Here is a 19,242-nt window from a genome sequence, read left to right as displayed (position 1 = left end):
AACTTGTCAAGACTGCACGGGGAAACATTGATTTATGAGCGCACCTGCACACCATCGCCTGATCATTCTGGGCTCCGGCCCTGCCGGATACACAGCGGCCGTCTATGCGGCGCGCGCCAATCTCCAGCCATTGCTTGTCACGGGCATCGTCCAGGGCGGCCAGCTGACCACGACCACGGATGTTGACAACTGGCCGGGGGATGTCGAAGGGCTTCAGGGCCCGGCGCTGATGGAGCGCATGAAAGAGCACGCTGAGCGCTTTAACACCCAGATCGTGTTTGATCACATCAACAAAGTTGAGCTGGGGCAGCGCCCGTTTGTCCTGCATGGCGACAGCGGAGTGTTCACCTGTGATGCGCTGATCATCGCTACCGGCGCCTCGGCGCAATATCTGGGTCTGCCATCGGAGTCGGCCTTTATGGGTAAAGGTGTCAGTGCCTGTGCTACCTGTGACGGCTTTTTCTATCGTAACAAGCCGGTTGCAGTCATTGGTGGCGGCAATACCGCCGTTGAAGAGGCGCTGTACCTGTCCAACATTGCGTCACACGTGACGCTGGTACATCGTCGTGACAGCCTGCGTGCCGAAAAAATTCTGCAGGACAAGCTGTTTGCGCGCGAGAACATTACCATCCTGTGGGATCACACGCTCAGCGAAGTCACCGGCGACGATATGGGCGTCACTGGTATTGATATCGTCAGCACCAAGGACGGTGGCAAACAAAGCCTGACCGTGGATGGCGTGTTTATTGCCATTGGTCACAAGCCCAATTCCGATATTTTTGAAGGTCAGCTTGATATGAAAGACGGCTATTTGAAAATCCACAGTGGCACCGATGGCAATGCAACGCAAACCAGTGTTGCCGGTGTTTTTGCCGCCGGGGATATCGCCGACCACGTCTATCGGCAGGCAATTACCTCGGCAGGGTTTGGCTGCATGGCCGCGCTGGATGCTGAGAAGTTTCTGGATCAATAAACACTCCCGGGCACCGGCGCCTTATGACATCCATTTATTGGCTAAAACCGGACAATCTGGAATTTCCGCCGGTCAGTCAGGCCTTTGATGACCCGCCCGGCCTGCTTGCCGCCGGTGGTGATCTGGCGCCGGAACGCCTGCTTGCCGCCTATGCCCGTGGCATCTTTCCCTGGTATGACAACAGCAGCCCCATTTTGTGGTGGTCACCTGACCCACGCATGGTTCTGAAGCCGACAGAGGTTCATGTTGCACGCAGTCTTGCCAAGCTGATCCGGCAGACACGGCTCCGGGTGACCATGGATACAGCGTTTGCGGATGTCATTTACCACTGCGCAGCCTTGCGGGCAGAGCGCGAAGGCACGTGGATCACAGATGAGATGCAGGTGGCATACACGGATTTGCATCGACTGGGGCACGCCCACTCGGTTGAGATCTGGCGGGGCGATGCGCTTGTGGGTGGTCTGTACGGGATTGCCATGGGGAAGTTGTTTTTTGGCGAATCCATGTTCAGTCTGGCCCCGAACGCGTCAAAGCTCGCGTTTGTCGCATTGGCAAAACAGCTGGAAGATTGGGGATTTGAGATGATTGACTGTCAAATGCCAACGGATCATCTGCAAAGCCTGGGCGCCACAACAATGTCGAGAGCAGAATTTCAGCACGTACTTCACAAATGGCGGGATGCCGGGAATCGGTCTGCACCCTGGGTATTTGACAATAAAGTGCTGGAAAAACACTAATGCTTTGCCAAATTGGCTGTAATCAGGCAAAATACGCGCTTAATTTTCGCAGTGAGATATTCTTTTAGATGGCTAAAGAAGACCAGATTGAGATGGAAGGCGAAGTGGTAGACACCCTTCCCAACACCATGTTCCGTGTAAAACTGGAAAACGGTCATATTGTGACCGCACACATCTCCGGCAAAATGCGCAAGAACTACATTCGCATTCTCACCGGTGACATGGTGAAAGTGGAACTGACACCCTACGACCTGACCAAAGGCCGTATTACCTACCGCGCCCGTTAATTCCCGAATCGCCGGCAGTGCGGGATCAGCCCCCACGAATGCTATGGGCTTAGCTATCCGCTGAGCTCAGTTCCTTACCTTCAGCTTTCTCACCGCGACCGCGAATCTCCAGCTCAACCTCATTGTTGCGGATAGAAACGATCGCCTCGCCACCACTGCTGAGTCGACCAAACAGAATTTCCTCTGCCAGTGCTTTTTTCAGTTTTTCCTGAATCAGGCGGCCCATCGGTCGTGCACCCATGGCCGGACTGTAACCGTGCTCGGCGAACCATTCACGTGCACTTTCGTCTACGTGCAGCGTTACCTTTTTGCCGTCCAGCTGCACTTGCAGTTCAACCAGGAATTTGTCCACCACCGTACGAATGGTTTCCTTGTTGAGCGGGCCGAATTGCACCACTGCATCAAGACGATTGCGGAATTCCGGAGTAAAGCTTTTCTTGATGACCTCTGCACCGTCGGTGCTGTGATCCTGGTGCGTAAAACCAATGGAAGCGCGCGACATTTCCTGCGCCCCGGCATTGGTGGTCATGATCAGAATCACGTTGCGGAAATCTGCCTTGCGGCCATTGTTGTCCGTCAGCGTACCGTGATCCATCACCTGCAGCAGAATGTTGAACACGTCCGGGTGCGCTTTTTCGATCTCATCGAGTAACAACACGCAGTGCGGATGTTTGGTGACCGCCTCCGTCAACAGGCCGCCCTGGTCAAAACCGACATAGCCCGGAGGGGCACCAATCAGGCGCGACACCGTGTGCCGCTCCATGTATTCAGACATGTCAAAACGCAGCAGTTCGATGCCCATGATGCGGGCGAGCTGGCGACTGACCTCGGTTTTACCGACCCCGGTCGGGCCGGAGAACAAATACGAACCGATGGGTTTGTCGGGCGTATTCAGGCCAGCACGCGATAACTTGATTGCTGTCGCCAGCGACCCAATGGCTTCGTCCTGACCAAACACCACCATCTTCAGATTGGTTTCCAGTGTTTTCAGGTTCTCCACATCGGAGGTGGTGACATGTTGCGGCGGAATCCGGGCAATCGAAGCCACCACTTTTTCCATGTCAGTTGCCTGTATGAGTTTCTTGCGACGGCTTTCCGGCAACAGGCGCTGCCAGGCACCGGCTTCGTCAATCACATCAATGGCTTTGTCCGGCATGAAACGGTCGTTGATATAACGTCCCGCCAACTCCGAGGCCGCACGCAGTGCATTGTCGCTGTAACGCAGTTCGTGATGTTCCTCGAAGCGCGACTTGAGGCCCTTGAGGATTTTGTAAGTGGTTTCAACGTCGGGCTCTTCCACATCAATTTTCTGGAAACGGCGCGACAATGCCCGGTCTTTCTCGAAAATTCCCCGGTATTCCTGGTAGGTAGTCGAGCCGACACAGCGCAGATCACCGGACGTCAATATGGGTTTGAGCAGATTGGAAGCATCCATGACGCCACCTGAGGCAGCACCAGCCCCGATAATGGTATGGATCTCGTCAATGAAAAGCACAGATTCGGGTTTTTTCTTCAGTTCAGCCAGCAGGGTCTTGAAACGTTTCTCAAAATCGCCACGGTACTTGGTGCCCGCCAGCAGTGCCCCAAGATCCAGGGAGTAAATGACGCTGCCTTTGAGCACATCGGGCACCTGATCTTCCACGATCTGACGCGCAAGGCCTTCGATGACGGCAGTTTTGCCAACACCGGACTCACCCACCAGCAGCGGATTGTTCTTACGACGACGACAGAGCACCTGAATGACACGGGTGACCTCTTTTTCACGGCCGATAAGCGGATCAATTTTGCCCTGACGCGCCATTTCGTTGAGATTGGTGGCATAGGTGTCCAGCGCGCTGGCACTGCTGCTACTGTCCTCTTCCCCGTCATGACCGTCCTGAGGCTGTCCTTCCTGCGCACCCTGCCCCGGACCGCCTTCTCCAGCGGCATGGCGGCTGATACCGTGACTTATGTAATTCACCACGTCCAGACGGGCAATGTCCTGCTGCCCCAGCAAATACACTGCCTGACTTTCCTGCTCACTGAAGATGGCAACCAGGACATTGGCGCCGCTGACTTCCTGGCGGCCGGAGGATTGCACATGAAACACGGCGCGCTGCAGAACGCGCTGGAAACCCAGTGTGGGCTGCGTGTCACGTTCGGATTCCTCTTCCGGTACCACCGGCGTGGTACTGTCGATGTAGTCAACAAGGTTGGCACGCAGCCGGGCCAGATCCGCGCCGCAGTGCAGCAATACGTCAACTGCGACATCGTTATCGAGCAATGCGAGCAGCAAATGTTCCACAGTCATGTACTCATGACGCCTGCCACGAGCGCTGGAAAAAGCGCTGTTCAGAGTTACTTCCAAATCCCGACTTAACATCGCTTAGTTCTCCCCGGCGGTACCATTGATGCACGCCTAATAGTCAGCATAAGCCCAACTGAACTCACTGATCAACCTCAACATGACAAAGCAGTGGCTGATTATTCTCTCGCGAGAAATCATTGACCTGCTGCGCCTTGGTTTCTGCGACATCCCTGCTGAAGACGCCGCATACAGCTTTGCCTTCGGTGTGAATCTTGAGCATTATCTGAGTGGCTTTTTCGGTCGGCATATGGAAGAACTCAACCAGAATGACAACAACAAAATCCATGGGTGTATAGTCATCATTGAAGATGAGTACTTTATAAAGTGGTGGCTTGGCCAGTTTGGGCTTGCTGGCAGCTGTTGCCAGATCGCCTTCGCGACCATCATCCGGGTGGTTCGGTTTGTCGTCAGACATAACTTTTGACTACCAATTCGCAACTGCGTGAACTTGATATGGGGTCATAGACAGCTTATCACAAGGCACTTTAGTCTACTGCTTCATTACAAGCTGTTGCAATTAGACAAAAATGGTGAATAATACGCTTTGACAGGGAAAGCAAAAACCGTTAAGGACAACACTAGGGCCAAAGAGCCTGACGTGTACGACAATTAAAATAAAATTATACGTAGAACGGAGTATTACAATGGCTACGGGGCAAGTTAAGTGGTTCAACAACGCAAAGGGTTTTGGTTTTATCCTGCCGGACGACGGTGGCAGCGACCTGTTCGCACATTACTCAGCTATCGGTATGGATGGATACAAAACACTCAAAGCGGGACAACCCGTTGAATTCGAAACTCTGGAAGGGCCCAAGGGCCTTCACGCAACCAATATCAGACCCTCTGAACAACAGCAACAGGCCTGAGTGCCTGGGGTTAACGTTTTCGGTCTGAACAGGCGGCGGTAGTCAGCCAGGCGCGGCTGCCGTCGCTTTACCCTCCCCCAACTCCCCCCAGCGCCCTGCATTTCCCGTGCGTCTCACGCGCGCTGTCGAAATCCTCTATAATCAGCTGCATGCCACAATTGATACTCTTCAACAAACCTTTTAATGTGCTATCCCAGTTCAGTGGAGCCGTGCCCGAGGAAACCCTGGCGCACTACCTGCAAGCGCCGGGTTTCTATCCTGCAGGCCGCCTGGATAAAGACTCAGAAGGCCTGCTACTGCTGACGGACTGCGGAGAGACCCAGCAACGAATCAGCAACCCCCGCCACAAATTGGGCAAGGTCTACTGGTCACAGGTTGAAGGCCAGGTAACTGAAGAAGCCTTGCTCAGACTGCGCCAGGGCGTCAATTTAAAAGATGGCCTCACCCGGCCGGCCGGCGCCGAAAGGCTCACGGAACCTTCGATATGGGGACGAAGCCCACCCATTCGCGAGCGCAAGCTGATCCCGACATCATGGCTGGCGCTGACCTTGTACGAAGGTCGCAACCGGCAGGTACGACGTATGACCGCCGCTGTCGGCTTTCCGACTTTGCGTCTGGTTCGCCAGCGTATTGGTAACTGGCAGCTTGATGATCTGTTGCCGGGCGATTACAAAACCATCACTTTACCGGCACGCTGGTGGCAATAACCTGCTGATAGTAATAACACGCTGTGGTATCGGATAGTGATAACAGATAGTGTTAACAGGTGGTGATAAAGGGCCGCAATACGGGGAGATACGTTTACTTTTCCCAGCGGGCAGCAGCCTGATGGTCTGAGGCCCGGCTTTCTACCCAGTAGTCCTGTGCCCCTGCCACCTGTTTTTTCCAGAATGGCGCTGATGTCTTGAGATAGTCCATGATGAACCGGGCCGCATCAAATGCCGCATCCCGATGAGCACTGGCAGTGGCCACCAGCACAATCTGCTCCTTGGGTAACAGCGTGCCGACACGATGAATGATACGACACACAGACAGAGGCCAGCGATCGGCCGCGCGCTCGGCAATATCTTTTAATGCTTTTTCTGTCATGCCCGGATAGTGCTCAAGAGTCAGACTCTGCCCGGCTGCCGGACTGTCATGGAGCTCCCGCACCAGGCCACTGAAGATCGCGATTGCGCCGGGATTATCAGCTATGTCTCGCAGCATGGAATACTCTGCCGCCAGGTCGAAGTCCGGTTGCTGCACGTCTACCCGTATCATTGTTGTCATCGTCAGCCTCCGGTCATGGGCGGGAAAAACGCAACCTCTTCATCGCCGTTTAATGTCTGGTCGCGATCGGCTACCGCCTGATCTACGGCGACAAGAACCTCTCTGCTGTCGGCAAGCAGGTTCCATGCGCCACCACGCCGGGTCAGGACGGCGATCAGGTCTGCTACTGTATTGATATCATCGGCGGCTTCCAGAGACTCTCCGGCGCTGCCCAGCTTTTCCCGTAAGCTGGCAAAATAATGAACCCTGAACATGATAACTATTCCGCCTTTCTTGTGTAGTCGCCTGATTTACCGCCCTTTTTTTCAAGAACGCGTATATTGCCGATGACCATGTTCTTATCTACGGCCTTGCACATATCGTAAATGGTCAATGCCGCAACAGATGCCGCTGTCAGTGCCTCCATTTCAACCCCGGTTTTGCCATCGAGGCCGCAATAGGCATGGATCAGTACCCGACTGCCAGCGTGGTCCAGTTCAAACTCCACACCTACGGACGTCAACATTAGCGGGTGGCAGAGCGGAATGAGCTCGGAACACTTTTTGGCTGCCTGGATACCAGCGATCCTTGCTACTGCCAGCACATCCCCTTTTTTATGGCCATGACCGGCAATCAACGCCAGCGTTTCGGGGTTCATGTTGATTTCAGCGGCTGCCGTTGCAACACGCGTTGTCACGATTTTACCACCCACATCGACCATTCGGGCGTTGCCCTGTGCGTCCAGGTGTGTCAATTCACTCATCGTATTCCCTGTTATTGGTTTATTTCACTGCGCGGCCATTATCACCTGAATTGGCGACGAAGTGGAGGCATAATCCGGTGTTTTCGGGTACAATGCCGACCTCGTTTGGTCGCCTGCAAGACTTGTTTTGTGGTGCAACACTTAAACAAGAGCCCCCGTATGCTTTGGCATCCCCACAAAACCGTTGCTGTTGTGGTTGAAAAACCTGTCTCCGGAGAGACCAGCGCCCCGCAGTTTCTGATCGTCGAAGAAATCAGCGACGGGCGGGTGGTTTTTAATCAGCCGGCTGGCCACCTGGAGCCGGCTGAGTCGCTGGCGCAGGCGGCTGTCCGTGAAACGCTGGAGGAAAGCGCGTGGCATGTCGAACTGACCGGCTTTATTGGCCTGTACCAGAGCGAATCGACAGATGGCAGTACCTGTTACATCCGTAGTTGTTTCGCCGCCCGCGCACTTTATCATGACAAAGACCGGCCTCTGGACAGCGATATTATCCGCACTCACTGGTTCAGCCTTGAAGAGTTACAGGCCCGGCAGGCACAACTGCGCAGCCCTGCCGTCATGTGTGTTATCGAAGACTATTTAAACGGCCAGGTCTACCCCCTGAGCCTGGTCAGAAACCTGAGTCAAACATGAGCAGTATGAACCCACACAATCACAGCAACACCAAGGTTATTGTTGGCATGTCCGGTGGTGTTGATTCTTCCGTTGCTGCCCTGCTTCTGCAGCAACAAGGTTATCAGGTCGAAGGCCTGTTCATGAAAAACTGGGAAGAAGATGACGACACCGAATACTGCACGGCAAAGGTCGATCTTGCTGACGCACAGGCGGTCTGTGACCGTCTTGGAATATTTTTGCACACGGCCAATTTTTCCGCTGAATATTGGGATGGTGTGTTCGAACATTTTTTGGCCGAATATCGGGCGGGCCGAACCCCCAATCCGGATATTCTGTGCAACCGCGAAATCAAGTTCAAGGCCTTCCTTGAATATGCCACTGAGCTGGGTGCTGATTACATCGCTACCGGACATTATGTGCGCCGCCAGAGCAACAACAGCGAAACAAGGTTGCTGAAAGGTCTGGACAACAACAAGGACCAGAGCTATTTCCTGTGTGCGGTCAGTGAGGCCTGCCTGGAGCGAAGCCTGTTTCCGGTCGGGCATCTGGAAAAATCAGAAGTGCGTGCCCTGGCAGCTGAACATGCCTTTGTCACCAGCGCAAAAAAAGACAGTACCGGTATCTGTTTTATCGGCGAGCGCAAGTTCAAGGATTTTTTGCAAAAATATCTGCCGGCACAGCCCGGCGACATCGAGACCGTCGACGGTCAGATTATCGGCAAACATCATGGGCTGATGTATCATACCTACGGTCAGCGCCAGGGTCTGGGCATCGGTGGCCTGAGTGATCATAACGAAGCCCCATGGTATGTCGTTGGCAAGGACTTGCCGCGTAATCGTCTGATTGTGGCTCAGGGCAGTGATCACCCTGCCCTGTTTTCGTCCGAGTTGCAGGCAAGCCAGGTGGCGTGGATCAATCGCCAAAGACCGACGTTACCTTTGCGGTGTACGGCAAAAATACGCTACCGGCAGGCTGACCAGGATTGCCTGGTCGAAGCAGATGCTGAAAGCGGCTATATCCGGGTAAGCTTCGACACACCACAACGGGCAGTCACGCCGGGTCAGGAAATCGTATTTTACCAGGGCGAAGTCTGTCTGGGAGGGGGCGTCATTGAGCAGTATTACCGCTGAGTTTTCGGATTGGGAATATCGTAATATCGCGTTGGCTGCCGTGACGCAGTGTGCGGTACTGGTGCATGAACTGGCCACCGAGGGCAGTGCCTCACGCCATACCATGCGCGCCTGCCTGCGGCCTGTGTATCTGATGAACCCGGACTCGGTTGCTCAGGTGTACCCGACTATCGCTGACCTCAATCAGGGCATCAAGACACTTCAACACAGCTTTGACAGCGCCGGTCTGAAGGAAAACGCGGAAGTTGTGCGTTACATGCTTGGTATGCTGGTTCTGCAGCAGCGCCTGTCGGGAGAAAAGGCGATGCAGGCGACCATTGCGGATCGTCTGACCCGCCTGCTACCTGACGGGCCGGATGCTGAGCCTATGGCTGAAGATATGCCTATACAGGCGCTGCATGCCGACTGCTCGGCGCTGGCGCGACTTTACCAGGACACCATCAGCAAACTGAGCTTTCGCATTCATGTGGCCGGCAATCCTGAACATTTGCGGGATCACGTGGTCGCCGATCAGATTCGTGCATTGTTGCTGGCGGGCATCCGCTCGGCATTCCTTTGGCATCAGTTGGGCGGTCGGCGCTGGCATCTGTTTTTTTACAAAAAACACATTCGTGAAACCCTGAGCGGCATCAGGCGCAAACTGATTAACTGACAGTGTCAGGCGCCGTTGTCAGGTTCAGTCACATTCATCATTCAAGCAAGGAATTATCAGGCCCATGAGCATATCAACCCTCACCGCCATCTCACCTGTCGATGGTCGTTATCGTGGTAAAACCGAGGCCCTGGCCGCATGCTTCAGCGAATATGCCCTGATTCGGTATCGTGTCATAGTCGAGATTCGCTGGTTGCAACATCTGACTGCACATCCGGGTATCAGCGAAGCTCCGCCAATCAGCGATACGGGCAATGAGCTTCTGGAAAGCATCATCAAGAACTTCTCTGAAGTCGATGCCCAACGGGTAAAGGCAATTGAAAGCACAACCAATCATGATGTCAAAGCTGTTGAGTATTTCATCAAGGAAAAGATCGCTGACCATCCGGATCTGAAGCAACAGGTGGAGTTCGTCCACTTTGCCTGCACGTCGGAAGACATCAATAATCTGTCTTATGCCCTGATGCTGCGTGACGGCCGCGACCTGGTCATGCTGCCAGTGATGCATCAACTGCTGGACCGTCTTCGTGAGCTCGCGCACGACACCGCAGAACAGCCGATGTTGTCACGCACACATGGTCAAACCGCGTCACCAACAACCGTTGGCAAAGAGCTGGCCAACGTTGTTTACCGGATGCAGCGACAGCTGACGCAGCTTGCTGACAGTCCCGTGATGGGCAAAATCAATGGCGCCGTTGGTAATTATAACGCCCACCTCGCCGCCTATCCCGATATTGACTGGCAGGCCAGTGCAAAAAGTTTTGTGGAAAAACTGGGTCTGGACTGGAACCCGTACACTACCCAGATTGAACCGCACGACTATATCGCAGAAATGTTTGCTGCCTGTTGCCGCTTCAACACCATTCTGATTGACCTGGATCGCGATATCTGGGGTTATATTTCGCTGGGCTACTTCAGGCAGCGTACTATTGCCGGCGAAGTAGGCTCATCGACCATGCCGCACAAGGTCAATCCGATTGATTTCGAAAACTCTGAGGGTAACCTGGGCATTGCCAATGCCATCATGCAGCATCTGGCAGAAAAACTGCCCATTTCGCGCTGGCAGCGCGACCTGACGGACTCCACCGTTCTGCGCAGTGTCGGCACCGGTTTTGCGCACAGCCTGATTGCCTATCACGCCACCCTCAAGGGGTTGAGCAAACTGAGCCTGAACTCACAGCGACTGCTGGCAGACCTGGACAACAGCTGGGAAATTCTGGCCGAACCTATCCAGACCGTGATGCGTCGTTATGGCGTTGAAAAACCCTATGAAAAACTCAAGGAGTTGACACGCGGTCAAACCATAGATGCGCAAGTGCTTGGAGAATTTATCGACAACCTGGACATTCCGGAAGCTGCGCGCAAAGAGCTACGCACGCTGCGCCCGGAAAATTATATCGGCAATGCTGTTGCCCAGGCAAAATCCATTTAATTGACCGCCGCCATGTGTGACACCAGGCCGATATTCCAACGAGGGTGATTCGTGATTGATTCTGTACTGCCTGCCGATTTTGATCGGCAGCTATTTTTGCGTGACTATTGGCAAAAGAAACCATTGCTAATTCGGGCCGGGGAACTGGCCTTTGTTGACCCGATTACACCGGAAGAACTCGCTGGCCTGGCTTGCGAACAGGAGATTGAGTCGCGACTGATACAAGTTGATACAGAGCAGGACACCTGGCACTTGCGCACAGGTCCGTTTACCGAAGATGAATTTGAGGCGCTGCCACAAACGCATTACAGTCTGCTGGTGCAGGCAGTTGATCACTGGGTGGATGAGGTAAGCGCCCTGTTGTCTGACTTTGATTTCATCCCGACATGGCGGACAGACGATGTCATGATCAGCTACGCTACCGATCAAGGTAATGTTGGCCCGCATTTCGACTATTATGATGTGTTCCTTATTCAGGGTATGGGCCAGAAACGCTGGCAGACCGGCGCCGTATGCAACAGCATGACAGCGCGCCGCGATGAAAGCGGCATGCGTTTGCTGAAGGACTTCAAAGCCCAGCAGGAATGGCTTGTTGGCCCCGGTGACATTCTGTACCTGCCGCCCGGGGTATCGCATTATGGTGTTGCGATCGGCAACAGCATGACCTACTCCGTCGGCTTCCGCGCGCCCTCACATGCCGATATAGTCAGCGGCCTGGCCGATGAAATCCTTGATGGCCTGACCGAGGATCAGCGTTATATTGATATCTGCCCTCACCTGCCATTACATCCTGGCGAAATATCCTCAGATGTCATAACGCACCTGCGTGAGCTGGTGTTAAGCATGGTAGACAATCCTGCGCTGATCCGGCAATGGTTTGGCAAAACCATGACAACACCACGCTATGCGACGGATGAGCAGGCACCCTGCTGCGGCCAGCACGGAGATCATGATCACGACCATGACAGCGAAGAAGGTGCAACCATCATCACCGATATTATCACGCTGCGTGAGGCACTTGATAAGGGTGCTGAAGTGTTCAAAGTACCGGGCTCACGCTACGCTTATGCGCTTGGCAGCGCTGAGGCTGAGTTGTTTGTTGATGGTGAATGTTACCGCTGTAACTGGCGTCTGCTCAGCCTGTTGCAGGCATTGAGCGCGCCGGGTCATACCGAGTCACTGGATCCGGATGTGGTTGCAGCCTGCTATGGTGACGAAGAGGCAGCACAGTTGTTGCTGACACTGTACAATCGAGGTTGCCTGATCGTTGGCTGAGCATCGAAACATGGACACTGGCATTTTATGAAATTCTTTACCTCGGCTCTTTTTTGGACACTGACATTGCTGCTGCCTGTTGCAGAGGCGCAGGAAAGCGCCGGTGAGCGTGCGGTGATTGAAATTTTGTCAATTATCCATCGTGATCCTTCCCGGGTTCGTGACATGGTCGATTCTGCGCTGGATCCCCGTGGCAGTATCGGGCAGATAGACAACAAACTTGTCATTGCCACGACCGAGGCCAACCTGCGGCAACTGAAAGAGATGATTGCAGACACCGATGTGCCACCGCGACGCCTGATTATCGGTGTCGATTTTGCCTACCAGTCCGACACAACTGACAGCAGCGATCTGCAATCGGATCAGCAAGACCTCGGTTTACAGGATCTGCAGGAACAGGGCCCCCAGGAAAGCCAGGCTATTGAAGGAGAAGAACTCGTCTTTGTCGCCGGTGTACTGACAGGCGACGGGAACAGCGATAATCGGCGTGTCACTATTGCGGCTGAAATCATCGATGGCAATGCTGCCGTCAACCTTGTGCCGGACAATGTCACTGGCATTATGGGCAGTCTTATAATCACCGTGCCGTTGGGGGTATGGCAGGTTATCAATCCACCATTGACTGGCGCTGACAGCGAAGAGCAGTCAATCCCGCAAGCAGTGGCTGTGCGGGTCGACAGAGTCCCCTGATGCCAGACCTCATACTGCAGTCTTTGCCTTATCAGCGCGATAGCAGTGAACTGATCAGACGGGTTGCTGCCCTGCCCGGTGCAGCCTGTCTGGACAGTGGCCTGGGCAATCAGGCTGAGGGCCGCTACGATATCCTGAGCGCGCTGCCAAGCCGTCAACTACGCCTGCGCGCAGACAACCATCAGTTAATACTGGAGCAGCGTGATTTCGATAGCCCGTGGCAGATCGTGACAGCGCGGACCTGTATCTTCACCGAGTCACAAAACCTGCTGCAGGCGAGCAGGCCATCAGAGCGAGATGTGGGCCAACTGGCGCATCTGCCCTTTTGTGGCGGGGTGATAACGTGTCTGGGTTATGACTCAGCGTCAACACACGGCAGAGCTGTCAGCACGCATGAGCTTGGCGCTATCCTGCAACAAACACCCGTTTCCCACTGTGGTCTGTATCAGTGGGCAATTATCGTTGATCACCACACTGGCAGCACCACGTTGTTCATTTTGCCTGAGTGCCCGGAGGTTATCCGCCAGCAGGTTTTGCTGCAACTGAGTGGTGACACGCGCGCAAAGCAGTGTGAGTCATATGCCGAGTTCGCCCTGTCGGGGCCATTTCAGGCACAGCTGTCCGCGGCTCAGTATCGTATTGCCTTCGACAGACTCAAAACCTGGATATACGCCGGCGACTGTTATCAGGCCAATCTCGCTATCCCGTTTGCCGCACAATTCAGCGGCCCCCCCCTGATGGCCTACCTGCGCTTGCGGCAGCGCAGTCACAGTCCGTTTTCCGCCTATATAGACACAGGCGATTCCCAGGTTCTGAGTCTGTCCCCGGAGCGCTTTGTATCTGTGACTGAGCAGTTTGTCATCACCCAGCCAATCAAAGGCACGCGCAAGCGCTCGCAAGACCCCGTGATCGACAAAAGACTCAGTGACGAATTGCAGGCCAGCGAAAAAGACCGGGCGGAGAACCTGATGATTGTCGATCTGTTGCGCAATGACCTGGGCAGTGTGTGCGAGACAGGTTCTGTAAAAACCCGGGATCTGTTCAAGCTTCACAGTTTCTCCCAGGTACACCACCTGATCAGTACCGTCACTGGCAAACTGCCGGCGAATGTCAGTCCGCTGACTTTGCTCAAACGCTGTTTCCCGGGCGGGTCCATCACTGGCGCACCCAAAATCAGAGCCATGCAGATCATTGCTGAACTTGAACCACTGCCGCGCGCGATTTACTGCGGCAGTGTTGCCTACTGCGACTATCGCGGTCACATGGACAGCAATATCAGTATCCGCACCCTGCTTTGCAGCAAAAACCATATCTTTTGCTGGGGTGGTGGTGGCATCGTCGCCGACTCAGACGTGACACGCGAATACCAGGAAGCGTATGACAAAGTTGCTGCCCTGCTGGCACTGTGACTTTACTCAGAGACTAGCTTTACTCAGAGACTAAGAGCCCGCGCGCTGGCCTTGAGAAACTCCAGTTTAAGATCCTCGTATTCATGGACCGCCGGAAACTGCGGAAACTCGCGGATGACATTGTCCGGGGCCCGGAACAGAATGCCTGCCTCTGCTTCGGCCAGCATGGTGGTGTCATTGTATGAGTCACCGGCTGCGATAACCCGATACTTCAGGCTGTGAAAGGCTTTTACTGATTCACGTTTGGGATCTTTCTGGCGCAGATGGTAGTTCACGATCATACCCGCCTGGTCGATCTCCAGTCGATGGCAGAACAACGTGGGGAAGCCCAGTTGCCGCATCAAGGGTTGAGCGAATTCGTAGTAGGTGTCAGACAGAATGACAACCTGGAAGCGCTCGCGCAGCCAATCGACAAATTCACGCGCACCGGGCATCGGCGCCATACCCGAGATCACTTCCTGAATATCGGGTAACCCCAGTTTGTGTTCGCGCAGTATGCGCAGGCGCTGCTGCATCAGTACGTCGTAATCCGGGATATCACGCGTGGTAGCCCTCAGTTCATCAATACCTGTGCGCTCCGCGAAATCAATCCAGATTTCCGGAATCAACACACCTTCAAGATCAAGACAGGCGATCTCCACGCAAAATACCTCTCACTGGTTCAGTTGTCAGACGACAGCGATGTTGTCGCAAAGGCGCAATTTTATAGTTACACCGGCCCACATGCCAGTATCCGGTACGCTACTGACCGACAAAAACGTGCAAGCAGCATCATTGCCCCCTACAATACCGCAAGTCGACCCGAGGTAATACGAAGGTAAAACATGATAAGTGCTAAAAACATTGTTGAATTAAATGAACAATTTCAAAAAATGGAGCCCAAGGACATTCTCCGTCAGGTGCTGGCGGATATTCCCGGGGTCACAGTCTCTTTCAGTGGCGCCGAAGACGTCGCGCTGGTTGTCATGGCCTGGAAATTAAAAAAAGACATCAAGGTGTTCACACTTGATACCGGACGCCTGCACGCGGAAACCTACCGTTTTATTGACAAAGTCAGGCGAGACTATCAACTGGATCTGGATTTTCTTTATCCGGATGCAACCGCCATTCAAAAATTGACCAGCTCCAAAGGCCTGTTCAGCTTCTATGAAGACGGGCACGAAGAATGCTGCGCCATCCGCAAAACCGAGCCTTTGCGTCGACAACTGGCCACTGTAGATGCCTGGATCAGCGGACAACGCAAGGACCAGAGCCCTACCCGCAGCGATGTTCCCATTGCCCAGCTGGATACAACCTTCGCTGCGCCGGGCAAGACACTGCTGAAATTCAATCCGTTCGCGAACTGGCGCTCAAAGGATGTCTGGGACTACATCCGCATGTTTGATCTGCCCTACAATTCGCTGCACGATCAGGGTTTTGTCAGCATAGGTTGTGAGCCCTGCACGAAACCCATTGGTCCCAATCAGCATGAGCGCGAGGGTCGCTGGTGGTGGGAGGAAGCCACCGCGAAAGAATGCGGTTTGCACAAAATCAACATCATTGAATAGCGTCGGCCCTTTCTTTAGCAGAACTTTAGCAGAACTTTAGCCGAGCTCGGGAAGTGCGGTATCGGCAAACAACGCGTCAACGTCTGCCTGGTTTTTACTTTGAATCGCGCGTTCAACCAACGGACGCGTCAGGTGAGTAGCGAACATCTGTATGAAATCAAACATGTAAGCCCGCAGCACGGTACCGCGCCGAAATCCGATACCGGTTACGCTGTAGTCAAAGAGGCCGCTGGCATCCAGAGCGATCAGGTCACTGTCTTTGTCAGCGTCGTACGCCATATTGGCAATGATCCCTACCCCCATGCCAAGACGAACATAGGTTTTGATAACGTCCGCATCTGCCGCGGTAAACACTACCCTGGGGCTAAGACCCTGAACAGCAAACGCATCATCAAGTCGTGAGCGTCCGGTAAAACCAACCACGTAGGTTACCAGCGGATACGCAGCCACATCGGCCAGCGTCAGCCGGCCAAGCCCGGTCAGAGGGTGACCGCGTGGCACCAGCACAGCGCGGTTCCAACGGTAACAGGGAATCATCAGCAGGTCGCTGAACTTGTTCATGGCCTCGGTAGCGATGGCGAAGTCAGCAGAACCTTTGGCTGCCATTTCGGCTATTTGATAGGGGGTGCCCTGATGAAGCTGCAGTGATATCCCGGGGTATTTCTCGATGAACGCGGAGATGACGGGCGGCAACACATAGCGACTTTGTGTATGCGTGGTTGCGATGGCAAGACTGCCCGAACTTTCATCCGCGAATTCTGCTGCAGTGCGGCGGATATTCTCAGCCTGCAGAAGTACCTGCCCTGCCTTTTCCACTATCGCCTGGCCAGCTTCTGTCATGCCAACAAGGTGTTTGCCATTGCGCACAAAAATCTTCACGCCCAGCTCTTCTTCCAGAGCCAGGATCTGCTTGCTCATGCCGGATTGTGACGTGTGCAGGCGGTGGGCAGCCGCTGATACACTCAAACCCTGACGGGACACTTCCCAGATATAACGCAGCTGCTGAAGTTTCATGTTTATCCCGGTTTGTCGCCAGTGTTGTCAACGCCGGGGTTATTCTGCGCCGGCGCTTCATTGGCAACACCATGGGGAACATGGCCCGTTGCCACGTGATGCCGGGCTGAATCGCAATGCCCTTCCTGGTCATCAAAGAACACATCAGCGTCAAATGCCTTGAGAAACACACCCTTGTCCATTCCGCCCAGAAAAAGAGACTCATCGATACGAATATTCCAGGCCCGTAAAGTGCGTACCACCCGCTCATGTGCAGGCGCAGATCGGGCCGTCACCAGGCAGGTCCTGATAGGTGACTCGCCTGGGGCAAATTCCATTTGCAGCTGTTGCAGTGCGGCCAGAAAAGGTTTGAAGGGACCGCCTGACAGGGGATGGTTTGCCGACTGCTTTTCGCTGCGGGCAAATGCCTCCAGACCTTCGCTTTTATATATTCTCTCAGCCTCATCGGAAAACAGGACTGCATCGCCATCGAAGGCAAATTTTAACTTGTCATCACTGGCCATTGTCGTCGCCGATGGCAGAATGGTCGCCGCCGCCACCCCCTGCTCCAGAGCATGCCGTACATCCGCGCCATCCATGGACAAAAACAGATGGCTATTAAATGCGGAGATATAGCGATAAGGGCTGGCGCCACCCGAGAATGCGGCACGGGTGATGGCCAGATCATAGTGTTCGATAGAATTGAATATACGCAGACCGGTGTCGGCACTGTTTCTGGATAACAGGATAACTTCGACGCGCTGCGTATCCAGCTGTGCATTGAGGTGCAACAGTTTTTTCACCAGGCTGAAAGCACCGCCTGGCTGCAGCGGTTCACTTTCATGGGCTATCTGGTACTGTTGGTACGCTTCCAGGCCTTGTTCCTGGTACACCCGGTGACTGTCATCAAGATCGAACAGTGCTCTGGATGATATGGCGATGACCAGTTTATCAATATTTTTTTTGTCAGACATGTAGCCTATCCCTATACGACACTGGTATTTCAGCCCCGGCGGGGTAGAATTCTACGCTGGAATCATCGCGCAGGCAAAATTGCCTGACAAGGAACTAGCAAGCTATGCAGGTTTCGCATTCGGCCAGTAATACGCAGTCCCAAAGCGCACTTGTGCTATCCGGCGGAGGCGCCCGGGCAGCGTATCAGGTCGGGGCCCTGCGAGGAATTGCAACGGTGTTGGGCAAGGATGCGCCCAACCCTTTTGGTATCATTTCCGGCACCTCGGCGGGCGCCCTGAATGCCATCGGCATTGCCACCCAGGCCCACAAGTTTCGCACAGGCATCAGGATGCTGGAATACGTATGGGGCAATATGCGTAGTGATCAGGTTTACAAACTTGATTCGGTGGGGCTCATCAGCAGTGCATCAAACTGGGTGTTTTCGGTATTGTCGAATCGCAGGCGCCGCACGCCAGCCTCTTTGCTGGACAATTCACCTCTGGAGGAACTGCTACAGGAAGTGCTGCGCCTTGAGCGCATCAACAGCAACATGGCTGCAGGTCACCTGGAGAGTCTGGTCGTGACTGCGTCCGGTTACACCAGCGGTGAGTCGGTTTCCTTTTTCCAGAGCACCCGCGACATACCGAACTGGCATCGGCCTCACAGACTGGGTATCCGCACGGATCTGCGCCACAAGCACTTGCTGGCTTCAACCGCGATACCAACGTTGTTTCCAGCGGTCCGCATCAACAGGGAGTTTTTCGGCGACGGCGCCATCCGGCAGCTCGCTCCCTTGAGCCCGGCTATTCACATGGGCGCCACAAAAATTCTCGCCATCGGGGTCAGTGGCAGTCGTACCCGGCGTCCGGCAAAAGGTGACCAGGTGAACCACCCGTCGTTGTCGCAGATCATAGGGCATGTTCTGAACAGTGCCTTTGTTGATACGCTGGAGAGTGACATGGCGGTATTGCGCCGCTACAACGCCATGATTCCAAAATGCCTGCCCTCGGCAGATCTCGATGTGCGTCCGGTGGAACTGCTGGATATCACGCCGAGCCTGGATCTGAACAGGATTGCGGAGGATCATTACAGTTCATTGCCCCGCTCAATCAGACTGTTCATACGTGATACCAACGCCAGCTCTATTGCCAGTCTGTTGATGTTTGAAAAGGACTACTGTCAGGCACTGATGGATCTGGGCATCGCTGATGCACTGGCAAAACGTGAACAGATCAGAGCCTTTTTCCATGGCTGACCGGGATTTCTGATTATGTCATGACAGTGACACCGTTGGTGCACTAAACTCCCCAAGTCACTTTTAGTT

Annotated in this window: 22 protein-coding genes; 14 read left to right on the top strand and 8 right to left on the bottom strand. The window is 54.2% G+C overall.

Annotated features, from left to right (window positions below; all coding sequences use genetic code 11):
- The first annotated feature begins 34 nt into the window (after positions 1-34).
- From trxB to infA, 3 genes are all read left to right on the top strand, one after another.
- Positions 35-973, top strand: coding sequence for a thioredoxin-disulfide reductase (gene trxB, locus WD071_RS01820; RefSeq protein WP_368046582.1), 939 nt, complete (start codon positions 35-37; stop codon positions 971-973).
- 23 nt (positions 974-996) lie between these two features.
- The gene (gene aat / locus WD071_RS01815; RefSeq protein ID WP_368046581.1) at positions 997-1,710 is read left to right on the top strand and encodes a leucyl/phenylalanyl-tRNA--protein transferase; all 714 of its coding nucleotides are present in this window, start codon (positions 997-999) and stop codon (positions 1,708-1,710) included.
- A 68-nt stretch (positions 1,711-1,778) separates the two neighbouring features.
- Positions 1,779-1,997, top strand: a complete 219-nt coding sequence (gene infA / locus WD071_RS01810; RefSeq protein ID WP_058021674.1) for a translation initiation factor IF-1 — start codon at positions 1,779-1,781, stop codon at positions 1,995-1,997.
- A 49-nt stretch (positions 1,998-2,046) separates the two neighbouring features.
- Here the strand turns inward: infA and clpA are convergent, their stop codons facing one another.
- Both clpA and clpS read right to left on the bottom strand, forming a co-directional pair.
- Entirely contained in the window at positions 2,047-4,359 is a 2,313-nt protein-coding gene (gene clpA, locus WD071_RS01805) for an ATP-dependent Clp protease ATP-binding subunit ClpA (protein ID WP_368046580.1), read from the bottom strand.
- A gap of 64 nt (positions 4,360-4,423) precedes the next feature.
- Positions 4,424-4,759: an ATP-dependent Clp protease adapter ClpS gene (gene clpS, locus WD071_RS01800; RefSeq protein WP_368046579.1), complete on the bottom strand. Its 336-nt coding sequence runs from the start codon at positions 4,757-4,759 to the stop codon at positions 4,424-4,426.
- Between the two features lie 229 nt (positions 4,760-4,988).
- On the opposite strand from clpS, the gene cspD reads away from it, so the two are divergent.
- Positions 4,989-5,210, top strand: coding sequence for a cold shock domain-containing protein CspD (gene cspD / locus WD071_RS01795; protein WP_368046578.1), 222 nt, complete (start codon positions 4,989-4,991; stop codon positions 5,208-5,210).
- 149 nt (positions 5,211-5,359) lie between these two features.
- A complete protein-coding gene (locus WD071_RS01790) occupies positions 5,360-5,917 on the top strand; it encodes a pseudouridine synthase (RefSeq protein WP_368046577.1) in 558 nt (185 codons plus the stop codon).
- A 94-nt stretch (positions 5,918-6,011) separates the two neighbouring features.
- On the opposite strand, the gene moaE is transcribed toward WD071_RS01790, so the two are convergent.
- The 3 genes from moaE to moaC are packed head-to-tail and all read right to left on the bottom strand — an operon-like array spanning position 6,012 to position 7,221.
- Positions 6,012-6,479 carry a molybdopterin synthase catalytic subunit MoaE gene (moaE, locus tag WD071_RS01785; RefSeq protein WP_368046576.1) on the bottom strand — a complete coding sequence of 156 codons (468 nt, stop codon included), beginning with the start codon at positions 6,477-6,479 and terminating at the stop codon, positions 6,012-6,014.
- Between the two features lie 2 nt (positions 6,480-6,481).
- Positions 6,482-6,733, bottom strand: coding sequence for a molybdopterin converting factor subunit 1 (gene moaD / locus WD071_RS01780; protein ID WP_368046575.1), 252 nt, complete (start codon positions 6,731-6,733; stop codon positions 6,482-6,484).
- A 5-nt stretch (positions 6,734-6,738) separates the two neighbouring features.
- Positions 6,739-7,221: a cyclic pyranopterin monophosphate synthase MoaC gene (gene moaC, locus WD071_RS01775; RefSeq protein WP_368046573.1), complete on the bottom strand. Its 483-nt coding sequence runs from the start codon at positions 7,219-7,221 to the stop codon at positions 6,739-6,741.
- 159 nt (positions 7,222-7,380) lie between these two features.
- Here moaC and WD071_RS01770 point away from each other — a divergent pair, with 159 nt between their 5' ends.
- From WD071_RS01770 to pabB, 7 genes are all read left to right on the top strand, one after another.
- Positions 7,381-7,854 (top strand): NUDIX hydrolase, encoded by a 474-nt coding sequence (locus tag WD071_RS01770; RefSeq protein ID WP_368046572.1) that lies wholly within the window; start codon positions 7,381-7,383, stop codon positions 7,852-7,854.
- 5 nt (positions 7,855-7,859) lie between these two features.
- Positions 7,860-8,966, top strand: a complete 1,107-nt coding sequence (mnmA, locus tag WD071_RS01765; protein ID WP_368046690.1) for a tRNA 2-thiouridine(34) synthase MnmA — start codon at positions 7,860-7,862, stop codon at positions 8,964-8,966.
- Positions 8,947-9,618: a high frequency lysogenization protein HflD gene (gene hflD / locus WD071_RS01760; RefSeq protein ID WP_368046571.1), complete on the top strand. Its 672-nt coding sequence runs from the start codon at positions 8,947-8,949 to the stop codon at positions 9,616-9,618. The genes mnmA and hflD overlap by 20 nt, the downstream gene beginning before the upstream one ends.
- A 64-nt stretch (positions 9,619-9,682) precedes the next feature.
- Entirely contained in the window at positions 9,683-11,050 is a 1,368-nt protein-coding gene (gene purB, locus WD071_RS01755) for an adenylosuccinate lyase (protein WP_368046570.1), read from the top strand.
- 51 nt (positions 11,051-11,101) lie between these two features.
- Positions 11,102-12,325, top strand: a complete 1,224-nt coding sequence (locus tag WD071_RS01750; protein ID WP_368046568.1) for a cupin domain-containing protein — start codon at positions 11,102-11,104, stop codon at positions 12,323-12,325.
- A gap of 27 nt (positions 12,326-12,352) precedes the next feature.
- Complete coding sequence (locus WD071_RS01745; RefSeq protein WP_368046567.1) at positions 12,353-13,015, top strand: hypothetical protein; 663 nt, start codon at positions 12,353-12,355, stop codon at positions 13,013-13,015.
- Complete coding sequence (gene pabB / locus WD071_RS01740; RefSeq protein WP_368046566.1) at positions 13,015-14,424, top strand: aminodeoxychorismate synthase component I; 1,410 nt, start codon at positions 13,015-13,017, stop codon at positions 14,422-14,424. Before WD071_RS01745 ends, pabB begins: the two co-directional genes overlap by 1 nt.
- 23 nt (positions 14,425-14,447) lie before the next feature.
- On the opposite strand, the gene thrH is transcribed toward pabB, so the two are convergent.
- The gene (gene thrH / locus WD071_RS01735; RefSeq protein WP_368046565.1) at positions 14,448-15,065 is read right to left on the bottom strand and encodes a bifunctional phosphoserine phosphatase/homoserine phosphotransferase ThrH; all 618 of its coding nucleotides are present in this window, start codon (positions 15,063-15,065) and stop codon (positions 14,448-14,450) included.
- A 183-nt stretch (positions 15,066-15,248) separates the two neighbouring features.
- On the opposite strand from thrH, the gene WD071_RS01730 reads away from it, so the two are divergent.
- Positions 15,249-15,971 (top strand): phosphoadenylyl-sulfate reductase, encoded by a 723-nt coding sequence (locus WD071_RS01730; protein WP_368046564.1) that lies wholly within the window; start codon positions 15,249-15,251, stop codon positions 15,969-15,971.
- 36 nt (positions 15,972-16,007) lie between these two features.
- Here WD071_RS01730 and cysB read toward each other — a convergent pair whose 3' ends face one another.
- Together cysB and WD071_RS01720 are read right to left on the bottom strand one after the other, a co-directional pair.
- A complete protein-coding gene (gene cysB / locus WD071_RS01725; RefSeq protein ID WP_368046563.1) occupies positions 16,008-16,985 on the bottom strand; it encodes an HTH-type transcriptional regulator CysB in 978 nt (325 codons plus the stop codon).
- 2 nt (positions 16,986-16,987) lie between these two features.
- The gene (locus WD071_RS01720; RefSeq protein WP_368046562.1) at positions 16,988-17,938 is read right to left on the bottom strand and encodes a 5'-nucleotidase; all 951 of its coding nucleotides are present in this window, start codon (positions 17,936-17,938) and stop codon (positions 16,988-16,990) included.
- A 104-nt stretch (positions 17,939-18,042) separates the two neighbouring features.
- Between WD071_RS01720 and WD071_RS01715 the strand changes: the two genes are divergently transcribed.
- Positions 18,043-19,173, top strand: coding sequence for a patatin-like phospholipase family protein (locus WD071_RS01715; RefSeq protein ID WP_368046561.1), 1,131 nt, complete (start codon positions 18,043-18,045; stop codon positions 19,171-19,173).
- The last annotated feature ends 69 nt before the right edge of the window (positions 19,174-19,242 follow it).

This window comes from Pseudohongiella sp. (assembly GCF_040877505.1).
Taxonomy (GTDB): domain Bacteria; phylum Pseudomonadota; class Gammaproteobacteria; order Pseudomonadales; family Pseudohongiellaceae; genus Pseudohongiella.
Note: the sequence above shows the minus strand (reverse complement) of the source record. Positions and strands in the feature narration are given on the sequence as shown.